Annotated in this window: 12 protein-coding genes; 6 read left to right on the plus strand and 6 right to left on the minus strand. The window is 74.4% G+C overall.

The window, feature by feature from the left end; genetic code table 11:
- On the plus strand, nucleotides 1-1,387 hold a 1,387-nt coding region (locus HGCM_RS17580), incomplete at its 5' end, for a succinic semialdehyde dehydrogenase (RefSeq protein WP_051016056.1).
- Nucleotides 1,388-1,428: 41 nt separating this feature from the next.
- Here the strand turns inward: HGCM_RS17580 and HGCM_RS08410 are convergent.
- The 3 genes from HGCM_RS08410 to HGCM_RS08420 all read right to left on the minus strand — a co-directional run bounded on the left by HGCM_RS08410 (nucleotide 1,429) and on the right by HGCM_RS08420 (nucleotide 7,456).
- Nucleotides 1,429-2,682, minus strand: a complete 1,254-nt coding sequence (locus tag HGCM_RS08410) for an acetate/propionate family kinase (protein WP_019136406.1) — start codon at nucleotides 2,680-2,682, stop codon at nucleotides 1,429-1,431.
- Nucleotides 2,679-4,799 (minus strand): phosphate acetyltransferase, encoded by a 2,121-nt coding sequence (gene pta, locus HGCM_RS08415; protein WP_019136407.1) that lies wholly within the window; start codon nucleotides 4,797-4,799, stop codon nucleotides 2,679-2,681. Before pta ends, HGCM_RS08410 begins: the two co-directional genes overlap by 4 nt.
- A 167-nt stretch (nucleotides 4,800-4,966) precedes the next feature.
- Nucleotides 4,967-7,456, minus strand: a complete 2,490-nt coding sequence (locus tag HGCM_RS08420) for a phosphoketolase family protein (protein WP_019136408.1) — start codon at nucleotides 7,454-7,456, stop codon at nucleotides 4,967-4,969.
- A gap of 263 nt (nucleotides 7,457-7,719) precedes the next feature.
- On the opposite strand from HGCM_RS08420, the gene HGCM_RS17585 reads away from it, so the two are divergent.
- Nucleotides 7,720-8,733, plus strand: a complete 1,014-nt coding sequence (locus tag HGCM_RS17585; RefSeq protein ID WP_019136409.1) for an SURF1 family protein — start codon at nucleotides 7,720-7,722, stop codon at nucleotides 8,731-8,733.
- 82 nt (nucleotides 8,734-8,815) lie between these two features.
- Here HGCM_RS17585 and HGCM_RS08430 read toward each other — a convergent pair whose 3' ends face one another.
- Entirely contained in the window at nucleotides 8,816-10,567 is a 1,752-nt protein-coding gene (locus HGCM_RS08430; protein ID WP_019136410.1) for an ABC transporter ATP-binding protein, read from the minus strand.
- Entirely contained in the window at nucleotides 10,564-12,423 is a 1,860-nt protein-coding gene (locus HGCM_RS08435) for an ABC transporter ATP-binding protein (RefSeq protein WP_019136411.1), read from the minus strand. The genes HGCM_RS08430 and HGCM_RS08435 overlap by 4 nt, the downstream gene beginning before the upstream one ends.
- 106 nt (nucleotides 12,424-12,529) lie before the next feature.
- On the opposite strand from HGCM_RS08435, the gene guaA reads away from it, so the two are divergent.
- Together guaA and HGCM_RS08445 are read left to right on the plus strand one after the other, a co-directional pair.
- Nucleotides 12,530-14,170, plus strand: coding sequence for a glutamine-hydrolyzing GMP synthase (gene guaA / locus HGCM_RS08440; RefSeq protein WP_019136412.1), 1,641 nt, complete (start codon nucleotides 12,530-12,532; stop codon nucleotides 14,168-14,170).
- Nucleotide 14,171: 1 nt separating this feature from the next.
- Nucleotides 14,172-14,591 carry a DUF3817 domain-containing protein gene (locus HGCM_RS08445; RefSeq protein WP_019136413.1) on the plus strand — a complete coding sequence of 140 codons (420 nt, stop codon included), beginning with the start codon at nucleotides 14,172-14,174 and terminating at the stop codon, nucleotides 14,589-14,591.
- Nucleotides 14,592-14,705: 114 nt separating this feature from the next.
- Here the strand turns inward: HGCM_RS08445 and HGCM_RS17590 are convergent, their stop codons facing one another.
- Nucleotides 14,706-16,280 (minus strand): glycoside hydrolase family 6 protein, encoded by a 1,575-nt coding sequence (locus tag HGCM_RS17590; RefSeq protein ID WP_081596384.1) that lies wholly within the window; start codon nucleotides 16,278-16,280, stop codon nucleotides 14,706-14,708.
- 285 nt (nucleotides 16,281-16,565) lie between these two features.
- On the opposite strand from HGCM_RS17590, the gene HGCM_RS08455 reads away from it, so the two are divergent.
- A complete protein-coding gene (locus HGCM_RS08455; protein ID WP_019136415.1) occupies nucleotides 16,566-17,702 on the plus strand; it encodes a glycosyltransferase family 4 protein in 1,137 nt (378 codons plus the stop codon).
- Between the two features lie 169 nt (nucleotides 17,703-17,871).
- The coding region (locus HGCM_RS17595) for a hypothetical protein (RefSeq protein ID WP_019136416.1) at nucleotides 17,872-18,403 on the plus strand (532 nt) is incomplete at its 3' end.

Genomic DNA, 18,403 nt, shown 5'->3' on the forward strand with positions numbered 1-18,403 from the left:
CCGGCCGCTGCGCGAGCGCGCGGCGGTGCTCGACCGGGTCCACGACCTCGTGCTCGAGCGGCAGTCCGACGTGCTCGACCTCATGCAGATCGAGACGGGCAAGGCCCGCGCCTCGGCGTTCGAGGAGGTCGCGGACGTCGCGAACCTCGCACGCCACTACTCCGTCCGCGCACGCCGGTACCTCGCGCCGCGCCGCGAGGCCGGCGCGTTCTCGGTGCTCACGTCCGCACGCGTCTGGCGCCACCCCGTCGGCGTCGTGGGCGTCGTCGCGCCGTGGAACTACCCGCTGTCGCTGACGCTCGGCGACGCGCTGCCCGCCCTCGTCGCCGGCAACGCGGTGATCGTGCGCCCCGATCCGCAGACGTCGCTGACGATGCTGTGGGCCGCGGAGCTGCTGAGCGACGCCGGGCTGCCCGACGGCGTGCTGCAGGTCGTGCTCGGCGACGGCCCGACCGTCGGCGCCGCGGTGGTCGACCACGTCGACCACGTCATGTACACCGGGTCGACGCGCACCGGCCGGGTGGTCGCCGCGCAGGCCGCCCAGCGCCTCGTGACCGCGTCGCTGGAGCTCGGCGGCAAGAACGCGATGTACGTGGCGGACGACGTGGACGTCGAGGCGGCCGCGGAGGGGGCCGTGCGGGCGTGCTTCTCGAACACGGGGCAGCTGTGCGTCAGCATCGAGCGCCTCTACGTGCACGACCGGGTGGTCGGCGCGTTCACCGACGCGTTCGTCCGGCGCACCGCGGCGCTGCGCCTGGGCTCGGGGCTCGACTACCGCAGCGACGTCGGCTCGCTCACCTCGGCGGCGCAGCTCGCGACGGTCGTGGAGCACGTCGAGGACGCCGTCGGGCACGGCGCCCGCGTGCTCGCCGGCGGCGTGCACCGCAGCGACCTCGGCCCGTGGTTCTACGAGCCGACGGTGCTCGTCGACGTCCCGCCGGAGGCGCGCCTGTTCCGCGAGGAGACGTTCGGGCCCGTCGTCGCGATCTACCCCGTCGCCTCCGACGACGAGGCGGTCGCGGCCATGAACGACTCCGAGTTCGGGCTCAACGCGAGCGTCTGGACCGCGGACACGCGCCGCGGGGCGGCGCTCGCGCGCCGGGTCCGGGCGGGCACGGTCAACGTCAACGAGGGGTACGCCGCCGCCTGGGGCTCGGTCGGCGCGCCGCAGGGCGGCGTCGGCGCCTCCGGGTACGGCCACCGCCACGGGCGCGAGGGGCTGTGGGAGACGACGCGGCTGCAGACCGTCGCGGTGCAGCGCGGCACGCACGGCCCCGCGGGCCTGCCGGGGTTCGGGCTGCGGCGCCTCTACGAGCTCGGTCCCGAGACGTGGACGCGGGTGCTCACGGAGCTGCTGCGCGTCATGAAGCGCCTGCGGATGCCCTGACGCGACGGACGTCCCCCAGGGGCGTCCGTCGCGCGCCGCGGTCAGGCGTGACCGACCGCCGCCGGCGCCTCGTCGTCCTCGTCCGCGCCGCGCCCGACGACCTCCATGGCCTGACGGGCGATCGCGAGCTCCTCGTTGGTCGGCACGACGAGCACAGTCGTGCGCGAGGAGTCGGCCGAGATGACCGTCGCCTCCTTCTTGCGCCCGGCGTTGCGGGCGGCGTCGACGACCACGCCCAGCGGCTCGAGCCCGGCGAGCGCCTGCGCCCGCACGACGTCGTCGTTCTCGCCGACGCCCGCGGTGAACGCGATGACGTCCACGCGTCCGAGCACCGCGGTGTACGCGCCCACGTACTTCTTGAGCCGGTGCACGTACACCGCCAGGCCCGTGCGGGCGTCCTCGTCGCCCTCGTCGACGAGCCGGTGCACCTCGCGCAGGTCGTTCTGGCCGGTCAGCCCCTTGAGCCCCGAGCGGCGGTTGAGCAGGTCGTCGACGTCGTCGACCGACATGCCGGCGTTGCGCACCAGGTGGAACACCACCGCCGGGTCGATGTCCCCGGAGCGGGTGCCCATGACGAGGCCCTCGAGCGGGGTCAGCCCCATCGAGGTGTCGACCGCGGCGCCGCCGCGCACGGCCGAGACCGAGGCGCCGTTGCCGAGGTGCAGCACGATCGTGTTGAGCTCCTCGACGGGCCGTCCGACGACCTCCGCCACCCGCTGGGCGACGTACTGGTGGGACGTCCCGTGCGCGCCGTAGCGGCGCACCTGGTGCTCGGCGGCGACGCCACGGTCGATCGCGTAGGTGGCGGCCTCGGCGGGCAGGTCGCGGAAGAACGCGGTGTCGAAGACGACGACGTGCGGCACGTCCGGGAGCAGCTCGCGCGCGACCGTGATCCCGGCGAGGTTCGCGGGGTTGTGCAGGGGCGCCAGCGGGGAGAGCGCCTCGATCGTCGCGACGACGTCGTCGTCGACGAGCACGGGGCCGCCGAACTCGGCGCCGCCCTGGACGACGCGGTGCCCCACGGCCACCACGTCGACGGCCGCGAGGTCCGGGCCGACCTCGGCGAACAGGTCGAGCACGGTGCGCAGGCCGGCCTCGTGGTCGGCGATCGCGCCCTCGCGGGTCGTGGTGCCGGCCGCGGAGGTGTGGCTCACCGTGCTCGCGTCCTCGCCGATCCGCTCGACGATGCCCGACGCGATCCGCTCGCCGTCGACCGGGCTGACGAGCTGGTACTTGATGGACGAGGAGCCGGAGTTGACGACCAGCACGCAGGGCTGGTGGGCGGACGTGGTCATCGGGCGGCTCCCTCGGTCGGTGCGGTCGTCGCGGGCGGCGCCGCCGGGTCGCCGGCCTGGGCCTGCGCCTGGACGGCGGTGATCGCGACGGTGTTGACGATGTCCTGCACCAGCGCGCCGCGCGACAGGTCGTTGACCGGCTTGTTGAGGCCCTGCAGGACGGGCCCGACGGCGACGGCGCCCGCCGAGCGCTGGACCGCCTTGTACGTGTTGTTCCCCGTGTTGAGGTCGGGGAACACGAACACGGTGGCCCGGCCGGCGACGGCCGAGTCGGGGAGCTTCGAGGCGGCCACCGACGCGTCGACCGCCGCGTCGTACTGGATCGGGCCCTCGACGGACAGGTCGGGGCGGCGCTCGCGGACCAGCGCGGTCGCGCGCCGCACCTTGTCGACGTCCGCGCCCGTGCCGGACTCGCCCGTCGAGTAGGAGAGCATCGCGATGCGCGGCTCGATGCCGAACTGCTGCGCGGTCGCGGCCGACGAGATCGCGATGTCCGCGAGCTGCTCGGCCGTCGGGTCGGGGATCACGGCGCAGTCCGCGTACACCAGCACGCGGTCCTCGAGGCACATGAGGAAGCACGACGAGACGCTGCCGACGCCCGGCTGCGTCTTGATGATCTCGAAGGACGGCTTGATGGTGTGGGCGGTCGTGTGCGCCGCGCCCGAGACCATGCCGTCCGCCAGGCCGAGGTGGACCATCATCGTGCCGAAGTAGGACACCGACGGCACGATCTCGCGCGCCCGCTCGACCGTCATGCCCTTGTGCGCGCGCAGCCGGGCGTACTCCTCCGCGAACCGCGAGACGTACCGCTCGTCGTGCGGACTCACCACCGCGGCGCCGTCGAGCGTGAGCCCGAGCTCGGTGGCGCGCGCGCGGATCGCAGGCTCGTCGCCGAGGATCGTGAGGTCCGCGACGCCGCGCTGCAGCAGCGTCGACGCGGCGCGCAGGATCCGGTCGTCGCCGCCCTCGGGGAGCACGATGTGCCGGCGGTCGGAGCGCGCCCGGTCGAGCAGCTCGTACTCGAACATCAGCGGCGTCACCACCGACGGGCGGTCCACGTCGAGCGCGCCGAGCAGCGCCGGCCCGTCGACGTGCCACTCGAACAGCGACAGCGCGGTGTCGACCTTGCGCTGCGACTCCGAGGACAGCCGGCCCTTCGTGGCGGCGACGCGGCTGGACGTGCGGAAGGTGCCCAGCTCGGTGGCGATGATCGGCAGGCGGCTGCCGAGGCCCTCGATGAGCCGCGAGATCGTCGGGTCCGGCCGGAACCCGCCGTTGAGGATGATCCCGGCGAGCGACGGGAAGGTCTCCGACTGGTGGGCGAGCAGGAGGCCGAGCAGCACGTCCGCGCGGTCGCCCGGCGTCATCACCACGGCGCCGTTGGTGAGGCGGCCCAGCAGGTGCTCGACCGACATCGCACCGACGAGCATGTCGAGCGCCTCGCGCACGAGCAGCTGCTCGTCGCCGGAGACCAGCTCGCCGTCCACCGCCTCCATGAGCTGGCGGACGGTCGGGGCGTTGAGCAGCGGGCTCTCGGGCAGCGCCCACGCGGGCTTCCCCGAGCCGGCGGCGAGGGCGGTGCGGACCTCGTCCAGGAGGTCGGGCGCGCAGCGGTTGGCGACGAGCGCCGCGACGTGCGCGTGGTTGGCCTGCAGCTCCGCGACGGCGACGTCCGCGATCTGGTGGATCGCGCCCGCGGCCCGGTTGTTGCCGGACACGACGAGGACGACCGGCGCCCCGATGTTCGCGGCGACGCGCGCGTTGAACGCCAGCTCGGTCGGGCCGGCCACGTCCGTGTAGTCCGTCCCGACCACGACCACGGCGTCGCAGCGCCGCTCGACCTCGTGGTACCGCGTGACGATCTGCGAGAGGGCCGCCTCGGGGTCGGCGTGCACCTGCTCGTACGTCACCCCCACGCACTCGTCGTAGGTGAGGTCGACGCCGTCGTGCGCGAGGAGCAGGTCCAGGACGAAGTCCCGGGTCTGCGTCGAGCGGGCGACGGGACGGAAGACGCCCACGCGCTGCACGGTGCGCGTGAGCAGGTCGACGAGTCCGAGGGCGACGGTGGACTTGCCGGTCTCCCCCTCGGGGGAGGCCACGTAGATGCTGCGTGCCACGGTGGTGGGCTGCTCTCCGGGTGACGGGTGGGTGTGCGGCCAGTCTCGCAGGGCTCCGACGGCGGCGGCGGTCCCGGAGGTCCCGGCCCGGGGGTGTCGCTGCTCACACGGCGCCGCAGGTCAGACGGCCTGCGGCGCCGTGCGGGGCGAGCGCGGTGGTGGGCCGGTTACTCGTTGTCGCCGCCCGTCGAGAGCGTCGCGGCCACCTGGCCGGAGTCCGCCTGGTCCTGGGCGTCGGGCCAGACCCAGTCGCGGACCTCCGGGATGTCGTCACCGTGCTCGCGCGTGTACTCGCGGGCCGTGATGCGCGCGTCCTGCATCCGCTGGCGCAGGTTCGCCTGCGACGTGCGCAGGTGCTTCACGTTGTCGATGACGTCGATGACGAGGCGGTACCGGTCGAGGTCGTTGAGCATGACCATGTCGAACGGCGTCGTGGTCGTGCCCTCCTCCTTGTAGCCCCGCACGTGGATGTTCGGGTGGCCCTTGCGGCGGTAGGTGAGCCGGTGGATGAGCCACGGGTAGCCGTGGTACGCGAAGATCACGGGCCGGTCGTCGGTGAACAGACCGTCGAACTCCTTGTCCGACAGGCCGTGCGGGTGCTCCCGCTCGTCCTGCAGGCGCATGAGGTCCACGACGTTGATGACGCGGACCTTGAGGTCGGGGACCTCCCGGCGCAGGATGTCGGCCGCCGCGAGCACCTCGAGCGTCGGCACGTCGCCGGCCGCCGCGAGGACGACGTCCGGCTTCTCGCCGGGGACCTCGGTGCCTGCCCAGTCCCAGATGCCCAGGCCGCGCGTGCAGTGCGCGACGGCCTGGTCCATCGTCAGGAAGTTCGGCGCCGGCTGCTTGCCGCTGACGACCACGTTGACGTACTGCCGGCTGCGCAGGCAGTGGTCGTACGTGGACAGCAGCGTGTTCGCGTCCGGCGGCAGGTACACGCGGACCACCGAGGCCTTCTTGTTGACCACGTGGTCGATGAAGCCCGGGTCCTGGTGGCTGAAGCCGTTGTGGTCCTGGCGCCACACGTGGCTCGACAGCAGGTAGTTGAGGCTCGCGATCGGCCGCCGCCACGGGATCTCGTCCGTGACCTTGAGCCACTTCGCGTGCTGGTTGAACATCGAGTCGACGATGTGGATGAACGCCTCGTAGCAGTTGAACAACCCGTGACGGCCCGTGAGCAGGTACCCCTCGAGCCAGCCCTGGCACTGGTGCTCGGAGAGCATCTCCATGACCCGGCCGGCGCGCGCGAGGTGCTCGTCGACCTCCGGGCCGAAGAACTCGCCGTTCCACTGCTTGTCCGTCACCTCGAACACGGCCTGCAGCCGGTTGGACGCCGTCTCGTCGGGCCCGAAGATCCGGAAGTTGTCCGGGTTCTGGCGGATGACGTCCGTGAGCCACTCGCCGAGCACGCGCGGCGCCTCGGAGATCGAGCCGCCCGGCACCGGCACGTCCACCGCGTAGTCGCGGAAGTCGGGCAGCCGCAGGTCCTTGAGCAGCAGGCCCCCGTTGGCGTGCGGGTTGTCGCTCATGCGCAGGGGCCCGCGCGGCGCGAGCGCCGTGATGTCCTCGATGACCTTGCCGTCCTCGTCGAACAGCTCGTCCGGGCGGTAGGACTCCAGCCACTGCCGCAGCACGTCGAGGTGCTCCGGCGTGTCCCGCGCGTTGGCGAGCGGCACCTGGTGCGCCCGCCACGAGCCGGTCGTCTTCTTGCCGTCGATGTAGTCGGGGCCCGTCCACCCCTTCGGGGTGCGGAAGACGATCATCGGCCAGCGCGGGCGCTCCTCGCGCCCTTCGGCCGCGTCCTTCTTGATCTGCGCGATCTCGTCCAGCACCTCGTCGAGGAGCGTGGCGAAGCGGCGGTGCACGTCGAGGTGCGACTCGTCGTCGAAGCCCGCGACGAAGACGTGCGGCTTGTGGCCGTAGCCCTTCATGAGGTCGAGCAGCTCGTCGTCGTCGATCCGGTCGAGCACCGTCGGGTTGGCGATCTTGTAGCCGTTGAGGTGCAGGATCGGCAGGACGACGCCGTCCTTGACCGGGTTGACGAACTTGTTGGAGTGCCAGCTGGTCGCCAGCGGGCCCGTCTCCGCCTCGCCGTCGCCGACGATCGCCGCAACCAGCAGGTCGGGGTTGTCGAACGCCGCGCCGTACGCGTGCGAGAGGGCGTAGCCGAGCTCGCCGCCCTCGTGGATCGAGCCGGGCGTCTCGGGGGCCACGTGGCTCGGGACGCCGCCGGGGAACGAGAACTGCCGGAACAGCCGCCGCAGCCCCTCCTCGTCCTGCGTGATGTCCGAGTAGATCTCCGAGTACGTGCCGTCGAGGTAGGAGCTCGCGACCAGGCCGGGGCCGCCGTGGCCGGGGCCGATGATGTACATCGTCGACTGGCTGCGCTCCTGGATCACGCGGTTGAGGTGCGCGTAGAGGAAGTTGAGGCCGGTCGTCGTGCCCCAGTGCCCGAGCAGGCGGGGCTTGACGTGGTCCCGCGTGAGCGGCTCCCGCAGCAGCGGGTTGTCGAGCAGGTAGATCTGGCCGACCGACATGTAGTTGGCCGCCCGCCACCACTTGTCGATCCGGGCGAGGGTCGCCTCGTCCAGGGCCTCGCCGCTGCCGGCCTGCCAGGCGTGGGCGTGCTCAGCGGCCGCGTCGATCGTCGTCGTCATCCTGGGCTCCCCGTCCCTCGAACCGCGCGCGTGGTCGCGCTCGTGCTCAGCGTTGCCTCGCGTGACGGCAGGATCTGGGACGTCGGGCCCAGCGCGACCGCCACCACGTGCCATACAACCGCAGAACGGGTCCGCGCGCAGGGGGTGCGGACCCGGCAACCTGCCGGTCGCCGGACGTTCGTCGGACCGTCGCTGCGCACGCCCCCGCGCAGGTCACACCGCTGGGCGGCCGGGCGCCCGCCCGCCCCGGGTTACCGTGGATCGTGCCCGACGCGAGCCCCGCCACGACGCCGACCCCGGCGCCGGACGACCCCGCGCGCCGGGAGCCCGACGCCGTCACCGAGCGCGACGACGCGCGCGATGCCGCGGCGCCCGTGGACCCGGCCGCCGACGAGCCGCCCGGGCCGCCCGACGCCGCCGTGGACGACCACCCCGACGACGACCCCGACGGCACTGTCACGCGGGTGCCGTTCTGGCGCGCGGCGGTCCGGCCGCGCTCGCTGGTGCTGCTGCTCGTGCTGCTGGCCGCGACGCTCGTGTGCGGCCGCCTCGGCACCTGGCAGCTGGACCGCGCGCAGGTGCACGGCGCGGCGCAGGCCGAGCGCCGGCAGCAGGAGCTCGTCGCCGCGCCGCCCGTGCCGCTCACCGACGTGCTCGCGCCACAGACCGCGTTCTCCGGCGACCTCATCGGGCGCAAGGTCAGCGTCACCGGCACGTTCGACGCGGCGGGTCAGCTGCTGGTGGCCGGCCGCGCGCACGACGGGCGCCCGGGCTCGCTGGTCCTCACGCCGCTGCGCACCGCCGACGGAGCGGTGCTGCCGGTCGTGCGCGGCTGGGTCGCCCGTGACGCCGACGCCGACGCGCCGCCGCAGGGCGCCGTGGACGTCGTCGGGTACCTGCAGGTGTCCGAGGAGGCCGGCAGCGGCATCGCGGGCGGCCGCACCGACGCGATCAGCTCCGCCGAGCTGCTCAACGTCTGGCAGGGCCCGATCTGGACCGGGTACCTGGTGCTCTCGTCGTCCGACCCGGCGCAGGCGTCCTCGCTCGCGCTCCTCGACCCGCCCCGTCGGCCGGGTTCCGGCCTCAACGTCCAGAACCTCGCCTACGCCGTGCAGTGGTGGGTCTTCGGCCTGTTCTGCGCCGCGCTGTGGGTGCGGCTGGTGCGCGACGAGGCCGCGGACGACCCGCGCCCGGGGCAGGCGGCCGGCGGACCGCCGCCCCCCGAGGCCGGGGCCGGTCCCGAGGGCTCCGGACGCGCGGACGGCGCGCGAGCCTGAGCCCGCGCGCCGCCGCGCCGTCACCGCGTCGGCCGGTCATCCTGCGTCGGCTGGTCGTGCCGCGTGAGGCGGTCGTTCCGCCTCAGGCGTCGTGCTGCCAGCTGCGCCACAGCGCGGCGTAGTCGCCACCCGCGGCGACGAGCTCGTCGTGCGGCCCGATCTCCGTGATCCGCCCGTCGTCCACCACCGCCACGCGGTCCGCGTCGTGCGCGGTGTGCAGGCGGTGGGCGATCGCCACCACGGTCCGGCCCTCGAGGACCGCGGACAGCGACCGCTCGAGGTGCCGCGCGGCGCGCGGGTCGAGCAGCGACGTGGCCTCGTCGAGCACGAGCGTGCGCGGGTCGAGCAGGACGAGCCGCGCGAGCGCGACCTGCTGCGCCTGCGCGGGCGTGAGCGCGGCCCCGCCCGAGCCCACCTCGGTCCGCAGGCCCTCGGGGAGCGCGGACACCCAGTCCCACGCGTCGACGGCGCGCAGCGCCCGCTCCAGCTCCGAGTCGTCCGCCTCGGGACGCGCCAGCAGCAGGTTGTCGGCGACCGTCCCGACGAACACGTGGTGCTCCTGCGTCACCAGCGCGACGTGGCCGCGCAGCTCGTCGAGCGGGAGGTCGACGAGCGGCACGCCGCCGACCGTGACCGTGCCGCCCGTGGGCGGGTGGATGCCCGCGAGCATGCGCCCGAGCGTCGACTTCCCGGCCCCCGACGGCCCGACGACCGCCAGGCGCTCGCCCGGTGCGAGGTCGAGGTCGATGCCGTGCAGGACGTCGTGCCCCTCCCGGTACGCGTACCGCAGCGAGCGTGCCTCGACGCGCTCGTCGCGCGGCGGTCGCCCGTGCGCCTCGCCGGCCGCCGCCTGGCGGTCGGGCTCGACGAGCTGGACCCCGACGATGCGGGCGAGCGACGTGGCCGCGACCTGGATCTCGTCGACCCAGAAGATCAGCTCCCACACGGGCCCGGTCAGCTGGTAGCTGTACATGACGAGCGTCGTCACGACGCCGAGGCTCACCTGGCCCTGGGTGGCCAGCCAGCCGCCCCACAGCAGCACCGCCACCGGCGCCAGCACGAACGTGAGGTCGATGCCGGGGAACAGCACCGTCCGCAGGTTCAGCGTCGCGCGCTCGGCGGCGAACGCCTCGGCCAGGTCGTCCTTGACGCGCCCGTACCGCCGCTCGCCCAGGCTGAGCGCGTCCGCCGTGCGGGCGCCCTCGACCGACTCGGTGATCGTCCCGTTGAGCACCGCGTACGACGCGGACTCGCGCAGGTAGGCGGCCGTCGCCCGGCGCAGGTACCAGCGCAGGACGAGCAGCAGCACGGGCACCCCGACGAACATCGCGACCGCGACCGCCGGCGACAGCAGCACGCTGGCGACGACGGTGAGGGTGATCTGGACGACCGCGACGATGACCCGCGGCACCCCGAAGCGCACCGCGTGCTGCAGCTTGTTGACGTCGTTCGTCGTGCGGGCGACGAGGTCGCCCGTGCCCGCGCGCTCGACCGTGGACAGCGGCAGCGAGGTGACGCGCTCGATGAACTCCTCGCGCAGCTCGGCGAAGACGAGCTCGCCGAAGACCATCGACAGCCGCTGGCCGTACCGGGTCAGGACGGTCTGGGCGAGCACCGCGACGACGCCGACCGCGATCATGGTGTCGACGTACCGCGCGTCGGTGCCGGCGGCGACCGCGTCGACGAGCCGGCCGAGCACCCAGGGCCCCGCGAGCCCCGCGACGGCCGCGACCGTCTGGAGCACGACCATGACGGCGAGCGGGCGGCGGTGCTTGCGCAGCAGCGCGACCGTGTAGGCGCGCGTCGTCGCCGCGTCGGCGATGGGCAGCTTCACGCTCGCCCTCCTCTCGTGGTGGTGCCGGACTCCTCGTGCTCGAGCAGCTCGTCGAACGCGAGCTCGCTGTCGGCGTCGTCCGGCGCCTCGTCGTCCAGGTGGCGGCCGACGACGTCCCGGTAGGCGAGCCGGTGCTCCGGCGCGACGGCGCCGCTCAGCAGCTCCTCGTGCGTCCCGCGCGCGACGACGACGCCGTCGCGCACCAGCTGCACCTCGTCGACGTGGTCGAGGACGAGGGGCGAGGCGGTCACGACGAGCGTCGACCGGCCGCGGCGGTGCTCCACCAGCCGGGCGGCGATGCGGGCCTCGGTGTGCGCGTCCACGGCGCTCGTCGGCTCGACGAGGACGAGGATCTCGGGGTCGGCGAGCAGCGCCCGGGCGAGCGCCACGCGCTGGCGCTGGCCGCCCGACAGGGACCGGCCCTTCTCGGGCAGCTCGCCGGCGAGGCCGTCGGGCACCGAGTCGAGCACGTCGTGCGCGTCGGCCAGGCGGATCGCCTCGAGCAGCGCGCGCTCGTCGAGCTCACCGCGCGTGGCCAGCTCGGCGCCGAGCACGCCCGAGAAGATGTGCGGCGTCGCCTCCGAGACGACGATCCGCTCGCGCACGTCGGCCTTGTCGAGCTCCGCGAGCGGCACCCCGCCGAGCAGCACGGGCGTCGCCGCCTCGGCCACGTCGTCGAAGCGGCCCATCCGGGTCGCGATGGCGGCCGACTCGTCGGGGTCGGCGCTCACGAGCGCGACCACCCGGCCGGGCTCGAGCGTCGTCCCGCTCACGGTGTCGACGAGCGGCACGTGCGGCGGGGGAGTGGCCGCCGTCGCGGGCGTCGCGCCCGTCGACGGGACGACGCGCAGGACGGCGACGACCTTCGTCGCGCCCACGTGGGCGCGCGTGGCGGCCTGCAGCATCTCGGTCGCGTTCTGGACCGGCCAGCCGAGGAACGCCGCGTACCCGTACGTCGAGACCAGCTGGCCCGGCGTAATCTGCCCGTCGATCGCCATGTGGGCGCCCAGCCAGACGAGCGCGACGACGAACAGGCCGGGCAGCAGCACGCGCAGCGCGTCGAGCCACGACTGCGGGGTCGCGACGGCCACGCCCTTGGCCCGCACGAGCTGCGACTGCTCGCGGTAGCGCGCGTTGAACACGCCCTCGCCGCCGATGCCGCGCAGGATCCGCAGGCCCGAGACGGTGTCGGCGCCCAGCGTCGTCAGGCGCCCGGACGCCTCGCGCTGCGCGGCCTGTCGGCGCTGCAGCGGGCGCACCAGCAGCCCGAGCACGGCCGCGACGACCGGCAGGCCGAGGAGGACGACGAGGCCGAGGGGGACGGAGACCTGCAGCATGAGCACGGCCGCGATGACGTACGCGGCGATCGACCCGACGAACCGCGCGAGCACCGCGTACAGCTCGCCGACGCGGAACGCGTCGTTCGCGACGGCCGAGACGACCTCACCCGTCGGCAGCTCGGCGGTGATGGCGTGCCCCGCGCGCGCCGACGTGCGCCCGACGAGCTGCGCGGACGTGAACGCCGCGCGCAGCCAGTTCATGACGTCGAACCGGTGCCCGACGGCCGAGGCGCCCGCGCTCACGAGCCCGAGGACCAGGATGCCGGCCGCCGCGCGCCACAGCTCGGGCCCGAAGCCCTGCTCCAGCCCGTCGTCGACGGCGCGGCCCGTGAGGAACGGCAGCACCGCCTGGCACGCGAACATGACGATCCCGAGCGCGACGGCGCCGAGGATCGTCAGCCACTGCCGGCGGGCGAGCCACCACAGGTAGGCACCGGGGCCGCCCAGCGGCGGGGTGCCGAGCTCGTGGCCGCCCTGCTCGCGCGGCAGGTCGTCGACGGGGAGGGAGGAACGCACCGGTCCACGCTACGGGCCACCACCGACACGTCGGTACGGCATATTCGGCGCCCGCGGGCCGGACCCGTGGCCCGTGCAGGCCGCCGCGCCGACTACCCTGGGGTGCGTGACGCAGACCCCCGAGTCGACGCCCGCCACCGACCCCGCCGCCCCGAGCGCGGGAGCCCCCGAGGTCCCCGCGCCCACGTCGCACCGCCCCGTGCTCGTCGTGGACTTCGGCGCCCAGTACGCCCAGCTGATCGCCCGCCGCGTGCGCGAGGCGAACGTGTACTCCGAGATCGTCCCGCACACCGCGACGGTCGAGGAGCTGCTGGCCAAGGACCCGGCCGCGATCATCCTCTCCGGCGGCCCGTCGTCCGTGTATGCCGCGGGCGCCCCGTTCGTCGACCCGGCGCTGTTCGAGGCCGGCGTCCCGGTGATGGGCATCTGCTACGGCTTCCAGGCCATGGCGGCGGCGCTCGGCGGCACGGTCGCCCAGACCGGGCTCTCGGAGTTCGGCGGGACCGCGGTCGAGGTGTCCGACCCGGGCATCGTGCTCGCCGGCAGCCCCACCCAGCAGACCGTCTGGATGAGCCACGGCGACGCGGTGCAGGCCGCGCCGGAGGGGTTCGACGTGCTCGCGACGACCCCCGGTGCGCCCGTCGCCGCGTTCGAGGACCGCGAGCGGCGCCTGTTCGGGGTCCAGTGGCACCCGGAGGTCAAGCACTCGCCCCTCGGCCAGAAGGCACTGGAGAACTTCCTCTACCAGGGCGCGGGTCTCGCGCCCGACTGGAACCCGGGCAACGTCATCGCCGAGCAGGTGGAGCGCATCCGCGCCCAGGTCGGCGACGCGCGCGTGGTCTGCGGGCTGTCCGGCGGCGTCGACTCGTCCGTCGCGGCGGCGCTCGTGCAGCGTGCCGTGGGCGACCAGCTGACGTGCGTCTTCGTCGACCACGGCCTGCTGCGCGCCGGCGAGGCGGAGCAGGTCGAGAAGGACTTCGTCGCGTCGACCGGCGTGCGCCTCAAGGTCGTCGACGCGCGCGAGCGGTTCCTCAAGGCGCTCGCGGGCCACACCGACCCCGAGACGAAGCGCAAGATCATCGGCCGCGAGTTCATCCGCGTCTTCGAGGACGCGGCGCGCGAGGTGGTCGCCGACGCGGGCGCGCACGGCGAGGAGGTGCGCTTCCTCGTGCAGGGCACGCTGTACCCCGACGTCGTGGAGTCGGGCGGCGGCGAGGGTGCGGCCAACATCAAGAGCCACCACAACGTGGGTGGCCTGCCCGACGACCTGCAGTTCGAGCTCGTCGAGCCGCTGCGCACGCTGTTCAAGGACGAGGTCCGCGCGGTCGGCCTCGAGCTGGGGCTGCCCGAGGGCATCGTCTGGCGCCAGCCGTTCCCGGGGCCGGGCCTGGGCATCCGGATCATCGGCGAGGTGACGGCCGAGCGGCTCGAGGTGCTGCGCGCGGCCGACGCGATCGCGCGCGAGGAGCTGACGCGGGCGGGCCTCGACCGGGAGATCTGGCAGTGCCCCGTCGTGCTGCTCGCGGACGTCCGGTCCGTGGGCGTGCAGGGCGACGGCCGCACCTACGGGCACCCGGTCGTGCTGCGGCCGGTCTCGTCCGAGGACGCGATGACGGCCGACTGGACGCGGCTGCCCTACGACGTGCTGTCGACGATCTCGACCCGCATCACCAACGAGGTTCGCGAGGTCAACCGCGTCGTGCTGGACGTGACGAGCAAGCCCCCGGGCACCATCGAGTGGGAGTGAGATGAGCGAGACGACCGACCCGACGACCACGCCGGGCGCGCCGGGCGCGGCGCAGCCCGCGAGCGGCGACCGGGCGCGCAAGGCGCGGGGCGCTCTGACGCGCTACCGCGTGATGGCCTGGGTGACCGGCTCGATGCTGCTGCTGCTGTGCGCGGAGATGCTGCTCAAGTACGTGTTCCACGCCGGCGGCGTGGACGCGCAGGGCCACCCCGAGCCGGTGATCGGGTCCTGGGTCGCGTACGCGCACGGGTGGATCTACGTCGTCTACCTCGCGACCGTCGCCGACCTGTGGTCGAAGATGCGCTGGTCGCTCGGCCGCCTCGTCGCGATGGCGGCGGCCGGCGTCGTGCCCGTGATGTCGTTCGTGCTCGAGCGGCGCGTGCACCGCGACGCCGAGGAGCGCATCGCCGGCCTGGCCTGACCCGTCTCGCGTGGCGTGACGGGCACGCAGCCCTGACGGGCACGCAGCCCCGGACCGTGGCGGTCCGGGGCTGCGTGCGTGCCGACGGCCTGTGGGCGATGGGTCACCCGCGGGTCAGCGGCAGCCCAGCCCGTCGAGCGCGTGCAGGGCGGGCGTGAAGCGCTCGTCGGCCCCGCGCCCCGTGTACACGAACGTCACGCTGCGTCCCGGCCGGATCACGTCGGTGCCGTGCTTCCCGCGGGCGGTGACGACGTTCCCGTGCTGCTGCAGCCGGGCGCCGACGAGCGCGTGGGTGCGCACGCCCTCCTGCTCGGCGAACGTGAGGCGCCAGCCGCGCAGCGTCGTGGTGCCGGTGTTCCGGATCGTCACGGTGGACACGAACCGGCCGTGCCGCGGCGTGGTCGACGTGTGCGTGACGCGGCACGTCGGCGACGGCGGGAGGACGGGAGCGTTCGCGACGAGCTCGCGGGCCATCTCCTCGAACCACTGCCCCGCCGCGGGGTCCACCATGCCGCGCTCGGGGTCCTCGGGCCCGCTGGTGCCACGCAGGCACTGGCCGTCCGACTCTCCCGGGATCTTGATCCAGAGGTTCGCGTCGATGTACGGGTCGCCCGTGGAGAGCGTCGGCGCCTGCCCGAGGCCGCGGCCGGGCGGGTTGCACCACGTCTCGGCGTCCGTGTACTTCCCGGGCGGCGCCGTCCAGTAGCCCTGGCCGTTGCGGCTGGTGTCGACGACACCGTGGAGCATCGCCGCCGGGTCGGCGGTCCGGCCGGTCTGTGCGTACGCGTCGGCGTAGTGCGCGTCCGTGAGCGCGTACGTGCTGACGTCCGAGACCGTCGCCGGGTAGTACTGGCTGCCGCACCACTGCGGCTGCCACCAGGTGTGGGTCACGAGGTCGATGCACTGGGAGATCCACGACGAGAACGGTCGCGTCATGGCGTCCGAGCCGTAGTTCGACGAGTTCACGAACCAGCCGTCGGCGCGCTCGACGCCCGCGCGCAGCAGGCGCTGCGTGAGGTCGCCCGGGCTGAGCCAGTTCGAGTTCGTGCCGTCGAGGTAGACCTTCGCCTTCGGGTTCGCGGTGAAGGCGTCGACCGCCGCGTTGAGCTGCTCGTACCGGTCCGCCACCGCGGTGTCGGGGTTCGCCTCGGCCGGGCGGCACCACTCGGCGTTGCCGTTGATGTCGGTGTTGAACGGGATGATGCCGATCCCGTCGGGCTCGATCATCACCATCGCCCGCCGGTGCCCGATGCCCTGCGCCAGGGCCTTCACCCACGCCTCGTAGGCGGCGGTGTCGGCCGCGCCGCCGGCGGAGTACTGCGAGCAGTCGCGGAACGGCAGGTTGTACACGACGAGCACCGGGACCGAGCCGTCCCGCTGCGCCGCGTCCACGTAGGCCTTCGCCGCGGACCGGACCTCCGCGGGTGTGCCGGAGGTGAACCAGCGCGCCATCGGCTGCGCGGCGATGAGGAGCGCGTCGGCCCGCGCCTGGCCCGTGCGCGCCGCGGCGGCGCGGCCCGCCGTGCCCGCGACGTCGACGTACAGGCGGTCGGACGCCGGCGGGGCGGGCTGGTGGCCGGCCACGCCGCCGGGGCTGGCCTGGGCGGCCGTGCCCACCGCGCCGAGGCCCAGGACGAGGGCGGTCACCGCGCCCGCCGCGAGCATTCTCTGCCGGGTGCTGCGTCTCATGAGAGCGCTCCCATCCACCACCGGGGCTCCGTCGCGCCGGTGGTTCGGTCCGCCACGGCGCAGGTCGCGCCGTGGGTCGGGCGACCCGTGCCCGCCGGGCTCCCTCGCCCTGCGGACCCGGCGCCCCGGGCGTCCCGCGGAGCTGCTCCGCGGGGGTGTCCGCCGCCCAGTGTGCACGGATCGTCCGGTTCGCACCAGAGGACTGGTCGCGCTTCCAGTCTCGCGCCGGACCGGTGCGTCCGGACCCCCGGCGGGCCGTCCGCGCACGCCGACTACCCTGGCCCGGTGCGCATCGTCCACGTCTCCGACTGCTTCGCCCCGCGCACCGGAGGCATCGAGTCGCAGGTCGGGGACCTGGCCGCACGGCAGGCGGCCCAGGGCCACGAGGTCCACGTGCTCACCGCGACGCTGGGCGAGGGGGGCGAGCGCGCAGGCGTCGTGGACGTCGAGCGCGGCGTCCACGTGCACCGCCTCGGGGCGCGGCTGCCGTTCGACCTCCCGGTCAACCCCCTCGGCGGCCCGCGTCTCCTCACCCGGGCCCTGACGGGCGTCCGGCCGGACGTCGTGCACGTGCACGCGGGCGTGGTGTCACCGTTCGCCTACGACGGGATCCGGCTCGCGGCGCGCGCCGGCCTCCCGACCGCCGTCACGTGGCACTGCATGCTGGACGGCGTCGTCGGGGCGCTCCGCCTGGGCGCCCGCGCCACCCGGCTGCCCACCCACCGCCTGGCGCTGTCCGCCGTCAGCAGCGCGGCGGCCGAGCACGTCCGGGCCGCGTTCGGGCGGCCGGTCGCGGTCGTCCCGAACGGGATCGACGTCGCCGCCTGGGCGCCACGGCCCGCGGGCGCGACCGAGCCGCCGGCGGGCCCGGTGCGGCTCGTCTCGACGATGCGCCTCGCGCCGCGCAAGCGCGCCGTGCCGCTCGTGGAGCTCGTCGCCGACGCGGCCGACCGGGCGGGCCACGACCGCCTGCGCCTCGACGTCATCGGCTCGGGCCCCGCGGCCGGCGCGGTCGAGTCCGCGGTGCGCCGGCGGGGGCTGGAGCAGGTGGTCCGCCTGCGGGGCAGGCTCACGCGCGAGCAGGTCCGCGACGCCTACGACGACGCCGACGTGTTCCTCGCGCCCGCCGAGCTCGAGGCGTTCGGGATCGCGGCGCTCGAGGCCCGCACAGCCGGGCTCGTCGTGCTGGCCCGGACGGGCACCGGCATCGCCTCGTTCGTGCAGGACGGGGTGGACGGCAGCCTCGTCGGCTCGGACGCGGCGATGGCCGACGCCGTGGTCGCCCTCGTCGAGGACCCGGCGCTGCTCGCGCAGCGGCGCGAGCACAACCGGCGCGTGCCGCCGGCCTTCGACTGGTCGGACGTGCTGGCGGGTGCGCAGCAGGAGTACGAGCGCGCCCAGGCCCTGGTGCGCGCGGCCTGACGGCGCGGCACGCGGCGCGCCGGGGGCGGTTCGTCCCGGTCGAGGTGGACCGGGAGCGACTCGTCGCTATTGTCGGACGTGCGATGACGCACGTCACGGGCGCGCTGCGCCCGTCCGGGCCCGGAGAACCGGGCTTGATCCACAGGTGCACGACCGAAGGGATCGGGACATGGCGACAACGACGAAGGGCAGGTCCGGGGGCGTCCGCGGCATCGGCCTGCTGGTGATCATCCTCGGCATCATCTACATCGTGCTCGGCGCCGTCACGTGGGGCGCCGTCGCGACGAACCTCGCGGCGGAGAAGATCACCGTCTCGGACGACGCGACGGCGTTCCAGGGTCAGCTCGTCGACACGCCGTGGGAGGCCTGGGTCCAGGCGGACGTCATCAACACCCACGCGCTGGAGTCGACCGACAACCAGACCTACGCGGAGCTCCCGCAGGACGACCCGCGCCGGCAGACCGTCATGACCGCGTCGTTCCTGCGCGCGTCGCTGTTCACATCCGTCGTGGCCTTCGGCGTGGCGCTGCTCGTCGTCGGCACCGGCATCACGCTGGTGCTCGTCGGCCTCGGCCTGCGTCGCTCGGGCACCCTGATCGCGGCGCTGCACGGGGACGCCGCGTCCGCCGACGACGGCGCACCGGCCGCGACGGCCGCCGCGCACTCGCCCGCTCCCGCGCACGCACCGGCGGCGGCGGCCC

This window comes from Cellulomonas massiliensis JC225 (assembly GCF_000312005.1).
Taxonomy (GTDB): Bacteria; Actinomycetota; Actinomycetes; order Actinomycetales; family Cellulomonadaceae; genus Cellulomonas; species Cellulomonas massiliensis.